This window comes from Pseudomonas sp. GW821-FHT03E01 (assembly GCF_059420765.1).
The window spans coordinates 361833-381040 of sequence record NZ_JBWKUI010000002.1 but is presented as its reverse complement, the minus strand read 5'-3'; the positions used below and the strand labels follow the sequence as shown (position 1 = coordinate 381040).

14 protein-coding genes are annotated in these 19208 nt (G+C 60.7%); 1 reads left to right on the top strand and 13 read right to left on the bottom strand.

Features of this window, described 5'->3' with window-relative positions; all coding sequences use genetic code 11:
- Positions 1 to 46: 46 nt before the first annotated feature.
- The 13 genes from AC07VO_RS04665 to glnE form a co-directional block, all read right to left on the bottom strand.
- Positions 47 to 1480 carry a PIG-L deacetylase family protein gene (locus AC07VO_RS04665; protein ID WP_086944095.1) on the bottom strand — a complete coding sequence of 478 codons (1434 nt, stop codon included), beginning with the start codon at positions 1478 to 1480 and terminating at the stop codon, positions 47 to 49.
- A gap of 8 nt (positions 1481 to 1488) precedes the next feature.
- Positions 1489 to 2385, bottom strand: coding sequence for an antimicrobial resistance protein Mig-14 (locus tag AC07VO_RS04660; RefSeq protein WP_086944096.1), 897 nt, complete (start codon positions 2383 to 2385; stop codon positions 1489 to 1491).
- Positions 2385 to 3515, bottom strand: a complete 1131-nt coding sequence (locus AC07VO_RS04655) for a glycosyltransferase (protein ID WP_018928551.1) — start codon at positions 3513 to 3515, stop codon at positions 2385 to 2387. Before AC07VO_RS04655 ends, AC07VO_RS04660 begins: the two co-directional genes overlap by 1 nt.
- Positions 3499 to 5256, bottom strand: a complete 1758-nt coding sequence (locus AC07VO_RS04650) for a carbamoyltransferase family protein (RefSeq protein WP_018928552.1) — start codon at positions 5254 to 5256, stop codon at positions 3499 to 3501. Before AC07VO_RS04650 ends, AC07VO_RS04655 begins: the two co-directional genes overlap by 17 nt.
- Before the next feature lie 174 nt (positions 5257 to 5430).
- On the bottom strand, positions 5431 to 5766 hold the full coding sequence (locus tag AC07VO_RS04645; protein WP_081626544.1) for a YceK/YidQ family lipoprotein: 336 nt from the start codon (positions 5764 to 5766) through the stop codon (positions 5431 to 5433).
- A gap of 168 nt (positions 5767 to 5934) precedes the next feature.
- A complete protein-coding gene (locus AC07VO_RS04640) occupies positions 5935 to 7386 on the bottom strand; it encodes a lipopolysaccharide kinase InaA family protein (RefSeq protein ID WP_064615985.1) in 1452 nt (483 codons plus the stop codon).
- Positions 7386 to 8138 (bottom strand): lipopolysaccharide kinase InaA family protein, encoded by a 753-nt coding sequence (locus AC07VO_RS04635; protein WP_064615984.1) that lies wholly within the window; start codon positions 8136 to 8138, stop codon positions 7386 to 7388. Before AC07VO_RS04635 ends, AC07VO_RS04640 begins: the two co-directional genes overlap by 1 nt.
- Complete coding sequence (locus AC07VO_RS04630) at positions 8135 to 8869, bottom strand: lipopolysaccharide kinase InaA family protein (protein ID WP_018928556.1); 735 nt, start codon at positions 8867 to 8869, stop codon at positions 8135 to 8137. The genes AC07VO_RS04635 and AC07VO_RS04630 overlap by 4 nt, the downstream gene beginning before the upstream one ends.
- Positions 8869 to 9675, bottom strand: coding sequence for a lipopolysaccharide core heptose(I) kinase RfaP (gene rfaP / locus AC07VO_RS04625; protein WP_019582161.1), 807 nt, complete (start codon positions 9673 to 9675; stop codon positions 8869 to 8871). The genes AC07VO_RS04630 and rfaP overlap by 1 nt, the downstream gene beginning before the upstream one ends.
- Positions 9675 to 10796 (bottom strand): glycosyltransferase family 4 protein, encoded by a 1122-nt coding sequence (locus AC07VO_RS04620; protein WP_086944097.1) that lies wholly within the window; start codon positions 10794 to 10796, stop codon positions 9675 to 9677. Before AC07VO_RS04620 ends, rfaP begins: the two co-directional genes overlap by 1 nt.
- Positions 10796 to 11857 (bottom strand): lipopolysaccharide heptosyltransferase I, encoded by a 1062-nt coding sequence (gene waaC, locus AC07VO_RS04615; RefSeq protein WP_007939663.1) that lies wholly within the window; start codon positions 11855 to 11857, stop codon positions 10796 to 10798. Before waaC ends, AC07VO_RS04620 begins: the two co-directional genes overlap by 1 nt.
- Before the next feature lies 1 nt (position 11858).
- Positions 11859 to 12893, bottom strand: coding sequence for a lipopolysaccharide heptosyltransferase II (gene waaF, locus AC07VO_RS04610; RefSeq protein WP_018928560.1), 1035 nt, complete (start codon positions 12891 to 12893; stop codon positions 11859 to 11861).
- 343 nt (positions 12894 to 13236) lie between these two features.
- Positions 13237 to 16176 carry a bifunctional [glutamate--ammonia ligase]-adenylyl-L-tyrosine phosphorylase/[glutamate--ammonia-ligase] adenylyltransferase gene (gene glnE, locus AC07VO_RS04605; protein ID WP_086944098.1) on the bottom strand — a complete coding sequence of 980 codons (2940 nt, stop codon included), beginning with the start codon at positions 16174 to 16176 and terminating at the stop codon, positions 13237 to 13239.
- Positions 16177 to 16559: 383 nt separating this feature from the next.
- On the opposite strand from glnE, the gene aceE reads away from it, so the two are divergent.
- Positions 16560 to 19205, top strand: coding sequence for a pyruvate dehydrogenase (acetyl-transferring), homodimeric type (gene aceE / locus AC07VO_RS04600; protein WP_018928562.1), 2646 nt, complete (start codon positions 16560 to 16562; stop codon positions 19203 to 19205).
- Positions 19206 to 19208 lie beyond the last annotated feature (3 nt).

Below are 19208 nucleotides of genomic sequence, written 5' to 3'. Positions count from 1 at the left end.
ACTCACTGCTGCGTGGATACGGCGCCATGCTAGGCCGCGCGATACTTCATTTCTGCCTAACAGATGTTTCACCATGCTTCAGAACCCAGAACAACTCATGCTGCCTGACCGCCTTGCGAAAGAACTCGTTCTCGCCATAGACGGGTGGCACCCTACTGGCCAGAAGCCACTGTATCAACCGTCGTAAACGTCGCTTGAACGGCATGGGCGGTTGCAGGTCGTGCATCATGCCCAACGCCATTGCTTTATCACGCTGACGCGCCAAAGGCATTCGCAGACAGCAGGGCTGCATCGGCGTTGTCGAATCGAACGTCGGTGGCAGGGCGATGCCATGACCCGCATCCCCCATAGGCCAACGATCATTGTCATGCAGATGGTTGGCATAGCCAAGCACGGTGGTCGGCTGCCACTCCAGCCCGCTCAACGCTTCGAGAACCGCTGCCTGGGCACAGATGTGATCCGGGTGCGGGTCGAGGGACGGATGCGGCAATACGATCACTTGCGGACGCGCCCTCAGCAACAGTTCACGCAGATCGGCCAGTAAATTATTCCAGGTCGGCGCACCATCGACATCGCCCGGCAGGGCAAATGGATTCAACTGACGAAATAACCGGGTGTCTCCCAAATCCGCTTCGCGCGAACCTACCGGTGTGGCCGGCGCGGCCTGCATCGCCGCCAGTTGCAGGCAAAAATACCCCAACTGCACGCAATGGGCCTCAGGCACCCCGGCCCAGCGCGGTACGGCGATGCTATCCCAGGCCCGCAAACGGCCTTTGAGACGAGCCGCCTCGACCGTGTTCAGACCCATCTGTTGATAATGTTCGGCTTCAATTTCACCGGCGGTCAGGGTGACGATCCAGGCTTCGTCGGCCTGGCTGTACAAACCGTATGCGGCCAATTCAGCGTCGTCGGCATGGGGTGCAATCACCATCACTCGCTGACGGCGGTAGTCCGGTTGCTCGAACGCCCAGAGCACAGGCTCGCCGAGCAACCGACAGAAACGCCCGCGCAGACGCAACTCGCCTTGCGACAACACGTTTGCCTGACCACTGAGATTGAGGTAACGCAGGCCGTTTACACCGCGCTCGAAGGTTTGCCGGTCGGGGTTATCCCCCCCCAGCAACTCGACCACCGGATCGATAAAGCGCCCCAGCCAAGTACTTTTCACCCGCAGCGCCAGTATCAGCGTGGCGTCATCGACCAGCATGACACCCTCATCCAGCCGTAGCCGTTCACCGTCCAGATGAATCTTGGGTTGCGGGGTATACGGCGGGAAGCTGTATTGGTAATCGTCTTGGGGAGAATAAAACAGATGGTCGGCAAACCACGCCTCGTGGGCGATCCAGCCCAGCACCGCAAGCACCAGCGGCAGCCACCAGGCCACCAGCACGCCGATCGCGATCAGCAGCATCAACGCAATCAACAGGCCGATGCGTTTGTTGCGCCGATGGCGCTTGAGCAGTTGCTGTTTGCGGCTCATGGGTTGGCTCATACCGTGAAGACCGGCACAGAATTGCACCAACGGTCCTTGTACTCACGGTCGGTTCGACCAAAGGAAAACCGTAGGGGTTTATCCAACGCGCGTGCATGTTCCCAGGCGCTTTGGGTGTTGAGGAAGCTCAGCACGCTGCCCGGGCTGAATTCGCGGGTCTCGGGATCGACACCGCCGTTGACGTATTCGATGCTGATCCATTCCGGCGCCTCGACGCGGTACACCAGTTGAGTCGCAATCGGTGCGTCGTTGAGGAAAATCACCGAGCCGATCAGCAACTCGCGCAACAACTCGATCACCTCGCCCATGCGCTCGGCACCGGTGGCCGGAAAGCCCCAGCGACGCTGGAACAGGTCGCAATAGATCGCCGCCAGCTCACTGCTGGAAAACTCGGTAACCGGCCGCACCACGCCGCCCGCCTCTTCCAGCAGACGCAACTCGCGGCGCTGGTTGTAGCGAAACTTTTTCGACAGTTCTTCAGGCGTGCGGGCCAGCGCCAGTTGTTCTGTCTGCAGCTTGATACCGGTAAAACGACCTTCGCTCAGCGCCGACAGGTAACGCCCCCGATGGCGCAACGGTGCCTGGGCATCGGCGGCGGCCGGCAGGATCAGTTCGGCATTGCCGAGGTCGAACAGGCCTTTTTTACCCGTGCGCTTGAGCACGTCCTTGGACAGCGCCAGGTCGCGCCCCCAGGTCGGGATGGCGGCTTTCACTTCGCCGTCCTGCTCCCAAGCCAGGTAACGCACCGGGATGTCGGCCAACTGTGCCAGACGTTCGACCACCAGAGGATGAGTCGCGACGCTGCCGCCAAAACGCTGCCAGGTTTGTGCATAAGTCGAGGCGTCGACCTGCACCCAGCCACGCTCGCGCCAGCCTTGAAATCGGTTGAGCATCAGCCCCTCGGTGCCAGTTCGGTAACGTGCGGCAAATGCCAGAAAGCATCGCGCACCGCGCGATCGGAGAAGCGCTCACGCAAGCGGTCGAACATCAGCTCGGCGCACTGGCGGCGTTGCTGCTCGTCCATCGCGGCCAGATGTTGCAGCCCTTGAGCCAGGTGCCCGGCATCGCCCAGCGGAAATAGAATGCCCACACCTTCGACCACTTCCCTGGCGCCACCACACGCGGTGGCGAGCAACGGCACACCGGCGGCCATGGCCTCCAGCAATACCATGCCGAACGGTTCATGATCGGAACTCAAGGCAAACACATCGAAAGCACGGAAGTAGCGACGCGCCTCGGGCACCTGGCCGAGGAACAGCACGCGATCGCCAATACCCAGTTCACGCGCCAGGGCCTTGAGGTCCTGCTCCAGCCGACCGCTGCCCAGAATCACCAGCTGACTGTTGGCCGGCAACCCCGGCAATGCCGTGGCAAAACCATGCAACAACGTAGTCTGATCCTTGTCCGGATGCAGGCGCCCGACGTTGCCGACAATCCAGGCATCCATCGACAGACCGAGGGTTTCCCGGGCCTCGCGAACCGACACCTGACTGGCCTGTAACGCCTGTACATCAATCCGGTTATAGAGCGTCTGAATCCGCGCCTGCGGCCATTTCGGCAAGCAACGGCGCATGTCGTCACGCACCGCATCGGAGACGCCGAGCAGGCTCAGGCGTTTGCGGAAAATATGCGCGAACAGTTTGCGGGTGCGGCGCTGGTAATCACCAAACGCGTGATGCACGCCAATCACCGGCAACGAAGTGCCGAGCAGGGCGATGTAGATCGGTTTGAAACGGTGAGCGATGCAGAAACTGAAGTTGCGCGACGCGGCGATCTTGCGCAGATCGCCGATGGCGCCCAGCTTCAGGCCACGAATGGCCTTGGAGCTGTACTCCATGAACAGCACCTCGTCGGACGCACAGTTCGCGGCGACTTGGCTATCTGCAGCACCGGTCAGGAACACCGTGGTCACGCGATAACCGGTCCCCGCGAACAGGCTGGCGTACTGCCGGGCGCAGTCCAGAAACGGCCCGTCATAGCCGTGACAGAACTGCAGCACATGGCGTTCAGCCGAGCGAGTCATAAGCGTCCGCGCCTTCTTTGACCACCAGAATGTCTTCCATGATCAGGTACTGCAGGTCGGAACCGAAGAACATGTTCAAGGCGTCGGTCGGCGAGCAGATCATCGGCTCGCCACGACGGTTGAGCGAAGTGTTCAGCGACACACCGTTGCCGGTCAGTACTTCCAGCGCCTTCATCATGTCGTAGTAGCGCGGGTTGTATTCGCGCTTGAGCACCTGGGCCCGGGACGTGCCGTCTTCATGGACGACTTCCGGCACGCGGGTTTTCCACTCTTCAGCCACTTCGAAGGTGAAGGTCATGAACGGTGCAGGGTGATCGATCTTGATCATTTGCGGCGCAACGGTGTCGAGCATCGACGGGCAGAAAGGCCTCCAGCGCTCGCGGAACTTGATCTGATGGTTGATACGGTCCGCCACGCCGGCCACGCTCGGACAGCCAATGATCGAACGACCGCCCAAGGCACGCGGACCGAACTCCATGCGACCCTGGAACCAGGCCACCGGGTTGCCATCGACCATGATTTTGGCGATCTGCTCCGGCATATTGTCGAGCTTGCGCCACTTTGGCTTGTCGGCGTGACGGGCGCAGGCCGCGATCACGTCTTCATTGCTGTAGGACGGGCCGAGGTAGACGTGTTCCATCTTCTCGACCGGTACACCACGGGCATGAGACACATAAGCCGCTGCACCCACCGCGGTACCGGCATCGCCGGACGCAGGCTGGACGAACAGTTCTTTGATGTCGTCGCGGGCAATGATCTTCTGGTTCAGCTTGACGTTCAACGCACAACCACCGGCGAAGGCCAGCTTGCCGGTTTCCTTGAGCACATCGCCCAGGTAATGGTCGATCATCTGCAACGCCAGTTTCTCGAACAGCGCTTGCATGCTCGCGGCGTAGTGAATGTAGGGCTCGTCGGCGATATCGCCCTCGCGCTTCGGCCCCAGCCACTCGATCAGCTTCGGCGAGAAGTAGAAACCCTTGCCCTTCTCTTTATAACGACGCAGGCCGATGACGTTGGCGTAGTCGGTGTTGATCACCAGCTCGCCGTTTTCGAACGAGGCCAGGCGCGAAAAATCGTATTTGCTGGCGTCGCCGTACGGCGCCATGCCCATGACCTTGAACTCACCGTCGAGCATCTCGAAGCCGAGGAACTCGGTGATCGCGCCGTACAGGCCGCCGAGGGAGTCCGGATCGAAGAATTCCTTGATCTTGTGGATCTTGCCGTTTTCGCCATAACCGAAGAAAGTCGTGGCGTACTCGCCCTTACCGTCAATCCCCAGGATCGCGGTTTTCTCTTTGAAACCGGAGCAGTGGTAGGCGCTGGAGGCGTGGGCCAAGTGGTGCTCGACCGGCTCGATCTTGATCTTTTTCGGATCGAAACCCAATTGCTCGAGGCACCAGACAATCTTGTTGCGATAGCGCTTGTAGCGACGGTTACCCATCAGGATCGCGTCGAGGGCGCGGTCCGGGGCGTACCAGTAGCGCTTGGCGTAGTGCCAGCGAGCCTTGCCGAACAGGCTGATCGGCGCGAATGGAATCGCCACCACGTCAACGTCGGATGGCTTGATGCCCGCCTGCTCGAGGCAGAATTTCGCCGATTCGTAAGGCATGCGGTTCTTTGCATGTTTATCGCGCACGAAACGCTCTTCTTCAGCCGCCGCGACCAGCTTGCCGTCGATGTACAAGGCTGCGGAAGGATCATGGCTAAGGGCGCCGGACAGGCCAAGAATCGTCAATGCCACAGGGGTCTAGCCTCTTTAGTCTGCATGCAGGCGCAACGCGCCTCAAAAATTAATGTGCCCTCGCAAGGGGCGAGAGACAGCTAAAGGGCGGGATTATAGCGTAAACGTGGCGGGAATGACCCTGCCCTAATCGGCGCCGTGAAGATGACGTCGAGCCCAAGCGTTCGCCTTTGCTCATCCGCGACCCGGCCGCCAGTAAATCCTGATGTTTCCGTCGGCAGCTTGCCGGTAAATCGTATAGGGCAAGAAAACCGTGTCGAATACACCCGAAAGGGTCAAGTCCAGCAATACGAACGGCACCAGAATACCCGTGGGATCGGGCGGCGCGTGCAGGAGACAAAAGTCGTGAGCCAGACCGCTGTAGATGCGAGGAATGGACTGACAGTAGGTCTTTTGCTTTCTGAGGCCACGAGCGGCGTCTTCGTCATCCTGCAGCACCGTGACAGCGGTCCCGCAGCCAGACAACGCCAGTGAAAAAGAGCTCAACATCACAGCCATTTTTATCGTCAAAATCTGCCCTCCGAGAACGTCAGGCAAACTAGCATCGTGGCTATTCAGGGCACAGTTCATGGGTTCTGCAGATCATGTAGGACGATTCACAAGAACTTGTCCGCCAGTTCTCGGGAGACTGATCTGGCGCCATCGCGGGCAAGCCCGCGATGGCGTCGAAGACCCGCGTCAAGCAGCGCTAGAAATATCTTTGGGCAGACGCTGATCAATCACTTGGTACAGCGCACTGCTCTCGGGCCAGTTGCGCATGAACCGCGCCCTATCCCGCGCATACGCAGGGGCAAAGCTGCTGAGCGAACCATGCTGACACATCGAATCCAGGTCGATCAGCGCCCAGCGATCCTGTTGCCAGAACAGGTTATGGCCCTTGAAATCGCCATGGCTGATCCGCTCGCCAATCAGCTCGGCAAACAGGTAATCCAGAGCCTGCAGCTCAGCCTCTGGCGCATCCCCGCTCTCAACGTACGGCGCGAAGCGCTCGATGATGTCCGGCCCCGGCAAATACTCGGTCACCAGGTACGCCCGGCTGCGCAGCCAGAGAAAACGCTTCTCCAGCAACGCCAATGGTTTTGGCGTGGCAATACCGAGGAACGCCAGGCGATTGCCTTCGCGCCATGAGTGCCAGGCGCGGCTCGGGCGCCAGAAACGCTTGAGCCAGTGGGTAAAGCCTTTGATGTTGTAACGCTTGACCACCAATGTGCGCCCGGCCACCTCGACCTTGCCGACGCTCGCCGCGCCGCCGGTCTTGTACAGATGCCCCTGATCGAGCAAGGCGTCGGCCTGTGCCAGCACCGGCAGCATCGCCGCCTCTTCCTCACGGCGAATCGCCCGCAAGCCGAACGCACCACGCTGGACGCTGAACAGCGTGCATTCGCGGCCGACCTTGATCAGAAAGTCCTTCAAACGCCAGCGACGGACCTTGTCGATCTGTTTTTGCAACGCCTCCATCGGCAACGCGTGTTCGCCATTACTCAGCAGGTAATACACCAGCAACTCTTCGGTGAAGGGTTCCAGCACTTTGGGCAACTGGGCGAAGAACACCCCGAGGTTTTCCAGGACTTTCTGTTGCGACAGCGGCTTGCCCGCCGTCTCGACGCAGATACCGGCGCCATCGATCAAATACAACTGACCGCCATGGCGCAGCAGGTTGTCCAGGTGCAGGTCTTCCTGCCACAGGCCTTTGCTGTGCAGTTGGCCGATGGCGCCCAACGCCTCAGCCAGCACCGCGGATTGTTCATCCGCCAATGCGGGCAAGTGTTCGACCTGCTTCCAGGCATCCCCCAGGCTCTCGGCACCCTCAAGGAAATCGAACAACAGCCAACCGCCCTCGCCGTCCTTGAGGCCATCGGCCAATAACAACGGCGTGGTCAGCCCCTGAGCGGCCAGCAAACGCACACCGTCCAGTTCGCGTTGAAAATGCCGCGCCGCTTTGCCACCGACCAACAACTTGGCCAGCACCGGCCGGCCGCGCCAGACGCCAGCCCCAACATAACGCTGTCCCGGCAACACCCGCAGCAGACTCAGCAACTGCAAATCGGCAGGCCCCGCGGCATCGGCCAGTGGAATACTCAGCGGCAGGCTCGGGCTGCGGCCGGCGTTTTTCAGCTCGGACAAACGCATCAACGCGTCTCCTTGTTACTGCGCCGCGCACTCAGGCGCGATACCCAACGGTCCACCCGCGAACTGTTCAGCGGCTGATCCAGATAAACCGCCAACAATTCGCGCAGCTGGCTGTCGCTCCATTCCGGCGCCCGACGCAGCAGCGGCTCCAGATCCTTGATCCGATCACGCCGGCCGAAAAACAGCGGCCGGGTTTTTTCCAGGTCGATCAATTGCGCCTGATAGCCGTCGCCGGTGGCCTGAAGAAAAATGTGCTTGGGGTAGAAGCAACCGTGGACCTGGCGCCTGCCGTGCAGGCGTCGCGCCAGTTGCCCACAGGCCTTGAGAATGGCCGAGTGCTGTATCGCGCTCAGCTCCGACCAGCGCTGCAACAGCGAATCCAGATCATCCCAACCGTCCAGTGCGTGAGTCAGCAGAATCGCCCGAACTTCGCCATCGACCTTGCGCTCACCAAAAAACGCCGCCTGCAGCGCCGGAATACCCAGCGCCCGATAACGACTGATGTTGCGAAATTCACGGGCAAAACTCGGCTCGCCAAAGGGCGAATGCCGGGAGCGCGTCAGGTAGTTGCTCTGGCGCTTGAGGTAGTAGCCATGACCGTCCAGATCCAGCCGAAACACACTGCTCCAGCCACCCCGACCGGTATTGGGCTCGTCCACCGCGTCGAGCTGTTTGGCCCAAAGCGCGTCGAAGGTGCCGAGACCATGACGCTCGAACAGCGCGCGGTCTTCAGCAGCCAGAAAATCAGTCATTCGCGCCCCTCAAAAAATCTCACCACGTGCCGAATGCGTTTCTTGTCCGCGGCATCGAGCCGGGCGCATTGGCGGTATTGCAGGTAAAAGCGCAGGCGCTGGGTCGCCGACAGGTGATACTTGGCGACCTTGTCGAGGCAGGCCAGGTCTTTGGTGATGCGGTATTTGAGCCAGAAGCCGCGCCAGAAATCGCCGTTGGGGCAATCGATCAGGAACAGCCGGGCCTCATCGTCGACCAACAGGTTGCGCCACTTCAAATCATTATGAGTGAAACGGTTGTCGTGCATGGTCCGGGTGTAACCGGCCAATTGGCGACTGACGGTATCAACCCAGGCGCGGTCCGCCAGTTTCGGATCATGCCGATTAGCCAGGACCGACAAGTCTTCGGTATGCGGCAGTTCGCGGGTGATCATTGCCCCACGGGCGTACGTCACACCGTGCCGCTCCAACCCCCAGGCCACAACCTCTGCGGTGGGAATGCCCCACTTGGCGAAACGCTTGAGGTTCTGCCATTCGGCCTTGACCCGAGGTTTGCCCAGGTAGCGCCGCAGGCCTTTGCCGGCACTGACGTAGCGTTTGACGTAATAGTTGACGCCTTTGCGCTGGACGCGAATAACTTCGGACAGCGGATCATGGGTCAGTTGCTCGCCCTCGAGGGCAAACACCGCATCAAGACTGCCGAAATCTTCTGCCAGATCGCTGTAAGCCGGCTCCAGTGTCCAACCCGACATCAGAGCGCATCCCCGTAGCGCTGTTTACGCTCGTAGAGCTTGTTGGCCTTGCCTTCGAGCCACGCCAGTAACCCGGCTTCTTCAACCAGTATCTGGCGCAGGGGCTGCTGGAAGTACCCCTTGAGGAAACGCAGTTTGTCGCGACGGGTCAGGCCGATCTCCAGCGCCGAAAAATACAGCGCCGCCAGGTCCTTGTTGCGCCAGCGCCGGGTAATCGTCGGGCGGGCCTGGGCGCGGTGCAGGTCGATCACCGACAACTTGAGGTCATCGCAGGTCACCGGCTTATCGGTGTGCAGCAGGAAGTGGCAGATGTAGCAGTCGCGATGGTTGACCCCGGCGCGGTGCATCATGCCGGTCATGCGCGCGACTTCGGCGATCAGCGCGCGCTTGAGCTTTGGCTCCGGCGGGTGCTTGACCCAGTCGATGCTGAAATCTTCAAGGCTGACGGTGGGCGCCAATTCTTCAGTGACGATGAACGAATGCTGATCCGCCGGGTTGCTGCCCTTTTCGCCATAAGCGACGGCAGTCATGGTCGGCACGCCGACTTCTTGCAGGCGCTCAATGGCCTTCCACTCCTGGCCCGCGCCCAGCACCGGCAGCTTGGCGGTCAGCAGGTTCTTGAAAATCTCACCCCAGCCGATACCCCGGTGGATCTTCACGAAGTACCCGTGGCCGTCCACTTCAGTTCGCAGTGTCCGGCGCGCTTCGAGCTCGCGGTACACCTCGCCCTTGAGGCCCTCGACTTCGGCGAACGGGTCGCGTCCGGCCCAGAGGCTCTTGAACGGTTCAGCCAGCATCAACTTCATTAAGCGTGCTCCGCCAGAATCACATCGGCCGCGTGCTGCGGCATGCTGTAGAGGTCGGCCGTCTCGGCGAAGGCCAGACCGTTGCGGCTCCAGGCCGCCCGTGCATCAGTGTCGTTCAACATGCCGGTCAGGTACTGAGTCAGTTGCGCCTGATCGAAGGGTTCGTCCAGCACCAGACCCGCGTCGGCCTCGGCGATGTAATGGGCATACCCACACACCGCGCTCACCAACACCGGCAAACCGGCTACCAGGGCTTCAAGCAATACCGTCCCGGTGTTTTCGTTGTACGCCGGGTGGATCAGCAGATCGGCACCGAGCAGGAAGCGCGGGATATCGCTGCGGCCCTTGAGGAATTGCACGTTGTCGCCGAGCCCCAATGTGGCGCTCTGCAATTGGAATACTTTGGGGTCGTCCTGGCCAATTACAAACAGCCGGGTGCGTTTTTTCAGCTCGGCGGGCAGCGCGGCCAGTGCCTTGAGGCTACGGTCCACGCCTTTGGTCTTGAACCCGGAACCGATCTGCACCAGCAGCAGCTCATCGTCCTTCAGGTTGAATTCGGCGCGGAACCCGGCGCGAATTTCATCCGCGTTCGCGGGGCGACGACGGTCTTGGGCAATGCCCGGTGGCAGCAAATGGAAGCGCGCCAGCGGTGTGTCGTAATGCTTGATGAACAGCGGCTGCTGGACTTCGGAAATCATCAGCACTTCGGTCTTGGCATCTTTGGCGAACACCGCGCGCTCGTACTCGGCGAAGTGCCGGTAGCGGCCCCAGCGACGGTACAGCGAGTTGCGCAGGTTTTGCGCCTTGTCTTCGAAGCAGCCGTCGGCGGCGTAGTAAACGTCCAGGCCCGGCATTTTATTGAAACCGATCAGGCGATCCACCGGGCGCTTGGCCAGGTCGGCCTCCATCCATTCGGTGAGTTTCTCGTTGCGCCGATGATTGAAGAACGCCTTGACCGGCGCCACCAACACTTCGAAGCCCGGCGGGATGTCGCCTTCCCAGATCAACGTGTAGACACGAATTTGATGGCCGCGCTGCTGGCATTCAAGGGCGATGCGCATGAAGTCACGCTGCAAGCCGCCAAAGGGAAAGTACTTGTACAGGACAAATGCCAATTGCATCAGCGCAGCTCCTCAGCCAGTAACAACGTGCTCAGTCGGCTCGCGACACGCTCGGGATTCAGACGCGTGAAGCACAGGGGCCACTCGCGTTTCAGGTCAAACCGACGGGCATCGTCGGCCGTCGGTTGATAGGTGCATTTCTTTTGCAGGCACGGTGCGCAAGGGAAGTCGCTGGCCATGTGAATCTGCGATTTGCCATAGGCGCCGGTCAGGCCCGGATTGGTCGGGCCGAACAGCGACAGGGTCGGCACGTCCAGCGCCGCAGCCAGGTGACCGAGGCCGGTGTCCACCGCCACGCACGCCTGCGCGCCGGCCAGGACTTTGCCGACACCCGCCAGGTTCAGCCTGGGTAGCACTTCGACGTGTTTCATGTCTTTGGCGATGCGCTCGGCGCGGGCTTTTTCGACCGGGTTGCCCCATGGCAGCTTCACCGCCACGCCGAGATAACCCACCCGCTCGGCCAGCTCGCGCCAATAGGCTTCGGGCCAGTGCTTGGTGTCCCAGGTGGTGCCGTGGAGAAACACCACGTACGGATTCTTGCGCGGCAATTCCACCAGCCGCTCGACGTTCAGGCCGTAATCACCCAGGCCTTTGGGCAGGTCGTAACCCAGGGCCACTGCGAACAGCTGACGCACTCGCTCAACCGCGTGCTGCCCACGGGCCACGGCCAGACGCCGGGAATAGAAGCGCGCGGCGATCGGTTCGCGGGCCGAATTCTTGTCCAGTCCGGCCACCGGCGCTTTGGCATAGCGCGTCAGCAACGCACTTTTCAGCAGGCCCTGGGCATCGATCACCAAGTCGTATTTCGTCGCGCGAACGCTTTGCTTGAAGCGCTTCCACTCGCCACTCTTGATGGTCTGCCAGATGTTCTTGCGCCAGCGACGGATCGCCACCGGAATCACCTTGCCCACGGCCGGGTGCCAGGTCGGAATCTCGGCGAAACCTTCTTCCACCACCCAGTCGAACTTGATGCCGGGGATCGCCCTCGCCGCATCGGTCAACGCTGGCAACGCGTGAATCACGTCGCCCAGCGAAGAAGTCTTGATCAACAGTACCCGCAAACTATTTGACCTCGACCACAGTGCCCAGCAACCGCTGCAAGGCTTCGTTCACCGCTTTGGGCATGAGCTGGCGCAAGCAGTTGTAATGACCGAAACGGCAGGTGCGATCGAAGCACGGACTGCATTCGATGCCCAGGCGCACGATCTCGACATGCTCGGCCAGCGGTGGCGTGAAACCCGGCGACGTCGAGCCGTACACGGCCACCAACGGGCGGTTCAGCGCGGCAGCCACGTGCATCAGGCCCGAGTCGTTGGAGACCACCGCGTCGGCGCAGGACAGCAGATCGATGGCCTCGGCCAAGGAAGTGCCGCCACTGAGGTTTACCGACTCTTCACGCAGCCCCGGAATCAACCGCCCACGAATGTCTTCGCCCACCGCGTGATCGTTTTTCGAGCCGAACAGCCAGACTTGCCAGCCTTCACGAATCTTCGCCTCGGCGACCTTGGCATAGTGCTCGGACGGCCAGCGCTTGGACTCGCCAAATTCGGCGCCAGGGCACAGCGCCAACACCGGACGGTCAAGGGCCAGGCCGAACTTGGCCAGTGCGCCGTCGCGAGTCACCGGATCGATCTGCAAGCTCGGCCGTGGATAAGGTTTCGGCAGCTCGATGCCAGGCTCAAAGGCCAGGGCCATGAAGCGCTCGATCATCAACGGATAACGCTCTTTGTCGAGCGTGCGCACATCATTGAGCAGGCCGTAGCGGAACTCGCCACGCCAGCCGGTGCGTTTCGGGATGCCGGCAAAAAACGGCACCAGGGCCGATTTCAGCGAATTGGGCAGCAGGATGGCCTGGTCGTACTGACCGGCCAGGGATTTACCGATGCGCCGACGCGTCGCCAGTTCCAGCACGCCGTGGCCGAGCGGGAAGCTCAAGGCCTGGCGTACTTCGGGCATGCGCTCGAGGATCGGCCGGCTCCACTCGGGGGCCAGCACGTCGATTTCGCACTGCGGGTGGCGTTGTTTGAGACACTGAAAAAGTGTCTGCGCCATCACCATGTCACCGACCCAACTGGGCCCAACGATCAGAATTTTCATGTGGTTTCCAAAAACGAACCGGGGAGGCATACGCCTCCCCGCCTCGAGAATCCAGCACCTGCGGGGTGAGCCGCCAGGTCATTTGGACGAGCCTGTACAGGCTCGTCAGATCAATTTTTGCACATCCAGTGCGTGCAGCTTAGCCAGTAAATCTCTTGGGCTGACTTGTTAATGTGGCGAGGGGCTTGCCCCCGCTGGAGTGCGGAGCACTCCCAAAATCTTCAACCACTTACACATATTATCGAGTGTAACGCTTTGCGACTGCTGCGCAGTCGAACGGGGGCAAGCCCCCTCGCCACAGCAAGCTCCCTCGCCACAAAAGCCTGCCACACTCTTGTCAGCTTCAGCTTAACCCCAGCTCACGCCAGATCCGCATGACCTGCCGTCGCTCATCCACGAACTGATCGCCCGGTATTACCCCGGAGTCCTTCTGCAAGGCCTCCCGGTGAGCGGCGGAGCGGTAGGCTTTATAAGCCTCACGCAACAGGCTGGCGTCTTCGGCGGGTATCAACCCTTCCTCCTCCAGCCCTTCCAGAATGCGGATATTGTCGGTATAGCGCAGCAATGACGGATGTGTTTCAGACCACGCCAGAGCCGCGTATTGCACCATAAATTCAATATCGACGATACCTCCAGCGTCCTGCTTGAGATCGAACGGCGCCGTGGCCTCAAAGGCATTTGCCGCCGTGCCTGCCGCAGTGCTCTTGCTGCCGAGGTTATCGCGCATCTTGGCGCGCATCTCGCTGACCTCCTGGCGCAAGGTCGACAGGTCCCGCGATTTGGCCAATACCGTCGCGCGAACCTTCTCGAACGCTTGGCCGACATCCTGACTACCCACCAGCACCCGCGCCCGCACCAGCGCCTGGTGCTCCCAGGTCCAGGCCTCGTTCTCCTGATACCGGGCAAACGCGCCCAATGAACTCACCAGCAAACCGGAAGCACCGGACGGCCGCAGGCGCATGTCCACTTCATATAGCTGACCGGAGTTGGTCTGAGCCGTCAGCAAGTGAATGATCCGCTGCCCGAGCCGGGTAAAGAACTGTGCGCCGTCGATGGGTTTCGGGCCGTCGGTTTCCGCTTGCGGATCCGCGTCATGGATGAACACCAGGTCCAGGTCCGAACTGTGCCCCAATTCCAGACCGCCGACTTTCCCGTAACCGACAATGATGAATCCAGGGTCGCACACACTGCCATCGGTGCGCAGCGGTGTACCGTACTTGGCCACCGTCTGGCGCCAGGCCAGGGCCAGCACTTGTTCGAGGATCGCTTCGGCAAGCCAGGTCAGGTAATCGCTGACTTTCATCAACGGCAGGCTACCGGCAATTTCCGAAGCTGCGACACGCAAGCGGTGCGCCAGTTTGAAATGCCGCAGGGCTTCCATTTGTTGTTCGAGGTCGTCTTCGGGAATCCGCGTCAGACGCTCGCGCAACTCGGCCGCCAGCTCCGGCGCCAGCGGCGGCTTGAACAGCCGGCCTTCGTTGAGCAATTCGTCGAGCAGCAACGGGAAGCGCGTGATCTGTTCGGCAATCCACGGGCTCGCCGCGCACAGTGTCAGCAGACGGCGCAGCGCACCGGGGTTTTCGGTCAGCAGCACCAGATAGGCGGAACGCCGCGCCACCGCTTCAACCAGTGGCAGCACGCGCTCCAGCACCAGATCGGGATTGGCGTGCTCCACGGCCTGGGCCAGCAAGCGCGGTATAAAAGCATCGAGGCGTTCCCGCCCCAGGCGCTGCATGGCACGCAATTGCGGACTGCTGCGCAGACTGGCCAATGCTTTCAGCGCCTTGGCGGCATCGGCGAAACCGCCCTCTTCGAGCTGGCGGCACGCGGCTTCTTCGTCCTGGGCTTCTTCCCACAGCGGCAGCCATTCCCCGCCGACCACCACTTCGCTCTCGGTGCCCTGCTCTTCATCGGGATCGGCAATCACCTGACCAAAGTGCCAGGCCACCCGGCCACGCCAGTACATCAGTTGTTCGTGGAATGCCGTCCAGTTGGCAAACCCGAGCATGAAGGCAATGCGCGCCTGATCCTGCGGGCCGTCCGGCAACATCTGGGTCTGGCGGTCGGCAATTGCCTGAATCGCGTGCTCGGTGTAACGCAGGAATTCGTAGCCTTCGCGCAGTTCGCTGACCACCGCCGGCGGCAGATAGCCCTGCCCCTCCAGGGTGCTCAGTACTTTTAATAGAGGACGCTGCTGCAGGCTCAGGTCGCGACCACCGTGAATCAGCTGGAAGGCCTGGGCGATAAACTCGACTTCACGGATGCCGCCGGAGCCAAGCTTGATGTTGTCGGCCATACCCTTGCGCCGGACCTCCTGCTGAATCAACTGCTTCATGGTGCGCAGCGCTTCGATGGCCGAGAAGTCCAGGTAACGCCGGTAAACGAACGGCCGCAGCATCTCGAGCAACTGGGCGCCAGCCACTTGATCACCAGCCACCACCCGCGCCTTGATCATCGCGTAGCGTTCCCAGTCACGGCCCTGATCCTGGTAATACTGCTCCAGCGCATTGAAGCTCAGCACCAGAGCGCCGGACGAACCATAAGGCCGCAGCCGCATGTCGACGCGGAACACAAAACCGTCGACAGTCATCGGGTCCAGCGCCTTGATCAGACGCTGGCCGAGGCGAATGAAAAACTCCTGGTTATCCAGCGAACGCTTCACGCCGACGGTTTCGCCGCCCTCGGGGTAGGCAAAGATCAGGTCGATGTCCGACGACAGGTTCAACTCCACCGCGCCGAGCTTGCCCATGCCGAGGATGACCATCTGCTGCGGCTCGCCGCTGCGCCGCCCGGTGGGCACACCGAACTGCTGGCAATGCCGCGAGTACAACCACTGATAGGCCTGATCGATGCTGGCATCGGCCATGTCCGAGAGGTCGCGACAGGTCTGCACCAGATCGGCCTGGCGAGTCAGGTCGCGCCAGATGATCCGCACCTGGTGACGATTACGCTGGCGGCGCAAGGCACGGCCTAGCTGGTCGTCGGTTTCGGCGGCGCTCACCGCCATGGCGATCTGTGCGCACAACTCGCCCGGTGCCAAGGCGCGGTCCAGTTCGCCGGACTGCACCAGTTCCAGCAACATCAAAGGGTCACGCAGACTCTGTTCAATCACAAAATCGCTGGCAGCGGCGACGCGGGCAAATTGCGCCCAGCGCTCAGGCGTCCAGGCAGACAGGCCATGGTCATCGGGAAGGACCCCGACCGTCGTACGAAACGACTGCTCGGCGCGGGTGACTAACGGCAGGAGCCCATCGGGCAGTTCGGCAAGCGAAGGGAGGCTCATGGTCTATCCTTGATCGGCGTGTGAAGGGCTGCATGTAGTGATTCGTGAAAACACGCTACGCGACTGACTGTCGAACAAAGGTTAGAAATAGCTGAAATTTCTTTTTTTTTGGCAGCGATCATCAAGCTTCCACCTTTTTCGATTGGCAAAAGACCAACCTTAACGATTATTCTCACAACGCAGCCGGAGGCCACAAGCCAATCATCTGTAGTTTTACTACTCGTCTATACATTCGAAAGGCTGAAATGCCCGAAGATTTGTAGTAAAACTACACGCCGCCGGAACAACCTATCGGCAATCCAAGAATTTATATCGTCTGCCCACAAGGCCAGTCGCAAACTCAGGCAACCGATTCTGGAAGCCTTTCCGCCCTGGAGCAAGCCATGCAAGACCTCGATCCCGTCGAAACCCAGGAATGGCTGGACGCCCTGGAATCGGTTCTCGACAAAGAAGGCGAAGACCGTGCTCACTATCTGATGACCCGTATGGGCGAACTCGCAACCCGTAGCGGTTCGCAATTGCCTTACGCCATCACCACGCCATACCGCAACACCATTCCCGTTACCCACGAAGCACGCATGCCTGGCGACCTGTTCATGGAACGCCGCATTCGCTCGCTGGTACGCTGGAACGCGATGGCCATGGTGATGCGCACGAACCTGAAAGATTCTGACCTGGGCGGTCACATCTCCAGCTTCGCCTCCAGCGCAACCCTGTACGACATCGGCTTCAACTATTTCTTCCAGGCCCCGACCGACGAACACGGCGGCGACCTGATCTACTTCCAGGGCCACACCTCGCCAGGCGTTTACGCCCGTGCATTCATGGAAGGCCGCATCACCGAAGACCAGATGAACAACTTCCGCCAGGAAGTCGACGGTCAGGGCCTGTCGTCCTACCCACACCCATGGCTGATGCCTGACTTCTGGCAGTTCCCGACCGTATCCATGGGTCTGGGCCCGATCCAGGCGATCTACCAGGCACGCTTCATGAAGTACCTGGAACACCGTGGCTTCATCCAGCCAGGCAAACAGAAAGTCTGGTGCTTCCTGGGCGACGGCGAGTGCGACGAGCCGGAATCCCTGGGCGCGATCTCCCTGGCCGGCCGCGAAAAGCTGGACAACCTGATCTTCGTCATCAACTGCAACCTGCAGCGCCTCGACGGCCCGGTTCGCGGCAACGGCAAGATCATCCAGGAACTCGAAGGCGTGTTCCGCGGTGCTCAGTGGAACGTGACCAAAGTCATCTGGGGCCGCTTCTGGGACCCACTGCTGGCCAAGGACGTCGACGGCATCCTGCAACGCCGCATGGACGAAGTCATCGACGGCGAGTACCAGAACTACAAAGCCAAAGACGGCGCGTTCGTGCGTGAACACTTCTTCAACTCGCCAGAACTCAAGGCGATGGTTGCCGATCTGTCCGACGACGAGATCTGGAAGCTCAACCGTGGCGGCCACGACCCGTACAAGGTCTACGCGGCATACCACGAAGCGGTCAACCACAAGGAACAACCGACCGTCATCCTGGCCAAGACCATCAAGGGTTATGGCACCGGTGCCGGCGAAGCGAAAAACACTGCGCACAACACCAAGAAAGTCGATGTCGACAGCCTGAAGTTGTTCCGCGATCGTTTCGACATTCCGGTCAGGGACGAAGAGCTGGAGAACCTGCCATTCTTCAAACCGGAAGAAGGCAGCGCCGAAGCCCGTTACCTGGCCGAGCGCCGTACCGCACTGGGCGGTTTCGTGCCTCAGCGTCGCGCCAAGAGCTTCAACATCCCGACCCCTCCACTGGACACCCTCAAGGCGATCCTGGACGGCTCGGGCGACCGCGAAATCTCCACCACCATGGCCTTCGTGCGGATCCTCGCGCAACTGGTCAAGGACAAGGAAATCGGCCCGCGCATCGTACCGATCATCCCGGACGAAGCCCGTACCTTCGGTATGGAAGGCATGTTCCGTCAGTTGGGCATCTACTCCTCCGTCGGCCAGCTCTACGAGCCAGTCGATAAAGACCAGGTGATGTTCTACAAGGAAGACCAGAAGGGCCAGATCCTCGAGGAAGGCATCAACGAAGCGGGCGCCATGAGCTCCTTCATCGCTGCCGGTACTTCGTACTCCAGCCACAACCAGCCGATGCTGCCGTTCTACATCTTCTACTCGATGTTCGGCTTCCAGCGTATTGGCGACCTGGCCTGGGCCGCTGGCGACAGCCGTACCCGTGGTTTCCTGATCGGCGGCACCGCCGGCCGTACCACCCTGAACGGTGAAGGCCTGCAACACGAAGACGGTCACAGCCACCTGCTGGCCGCGACCATCCCGAACTGCCGCACCTACGATCCAACCTACGGCTACGAGCTGGCGGTGATCATTCAGGACGGCATGAAGAAGATGACCGAAGAGCAACAGGACGTCTTCTACTACATCACCGTAATGAACGAGTCCTACCAGCAGCCAGCCATGCCGGCCGGTGCCGAAGAAGGCATCAAGAAAGGCATGTACCTGCTCGAGGAAGACACCCGCGAAGCGGCGCACCACGTTCAGCTGATGGGCTCCGGCACCATCCTGCGTGAAGTCCGTGAAGCGGCGAAGATCCTGCGTGAAGAGTTCAACGTCGGCGCCGACGTATGGAGCGTTACCAGCTTCAACGAACTGCGTCGCGATGGCCTGGCCGTTGAACGCACTAACCGTCTGCACCCTGGCCAGAAGCCTAAGCTGAGCTACGTGGAAGAGTGCCTGAACGGCCGTAAAGGTCCGGTCATTGCCTCTACCGACTACATGAAGCTGTTCGCTGAACAAATTCGTCAGTGGGTCCCGTCCAAGGAATTCAAAGTCCTGGGCACCGATGGTTTCGGCCGCAGTGACAGCCGCAAGAAGCTGCGTCACTTCTTCGAAGTAGACCGTCATTTCGTGGTGTTGGCAGCCCTGGAAGCCTTGGCTGACCGTGGTGACATCGAACCTAAAGTGGTGGCTGAAGCCATCGCCAAGTTCGGCATCAACCCGGAAAAACGCAACCCACTGGACTGCTGAGGA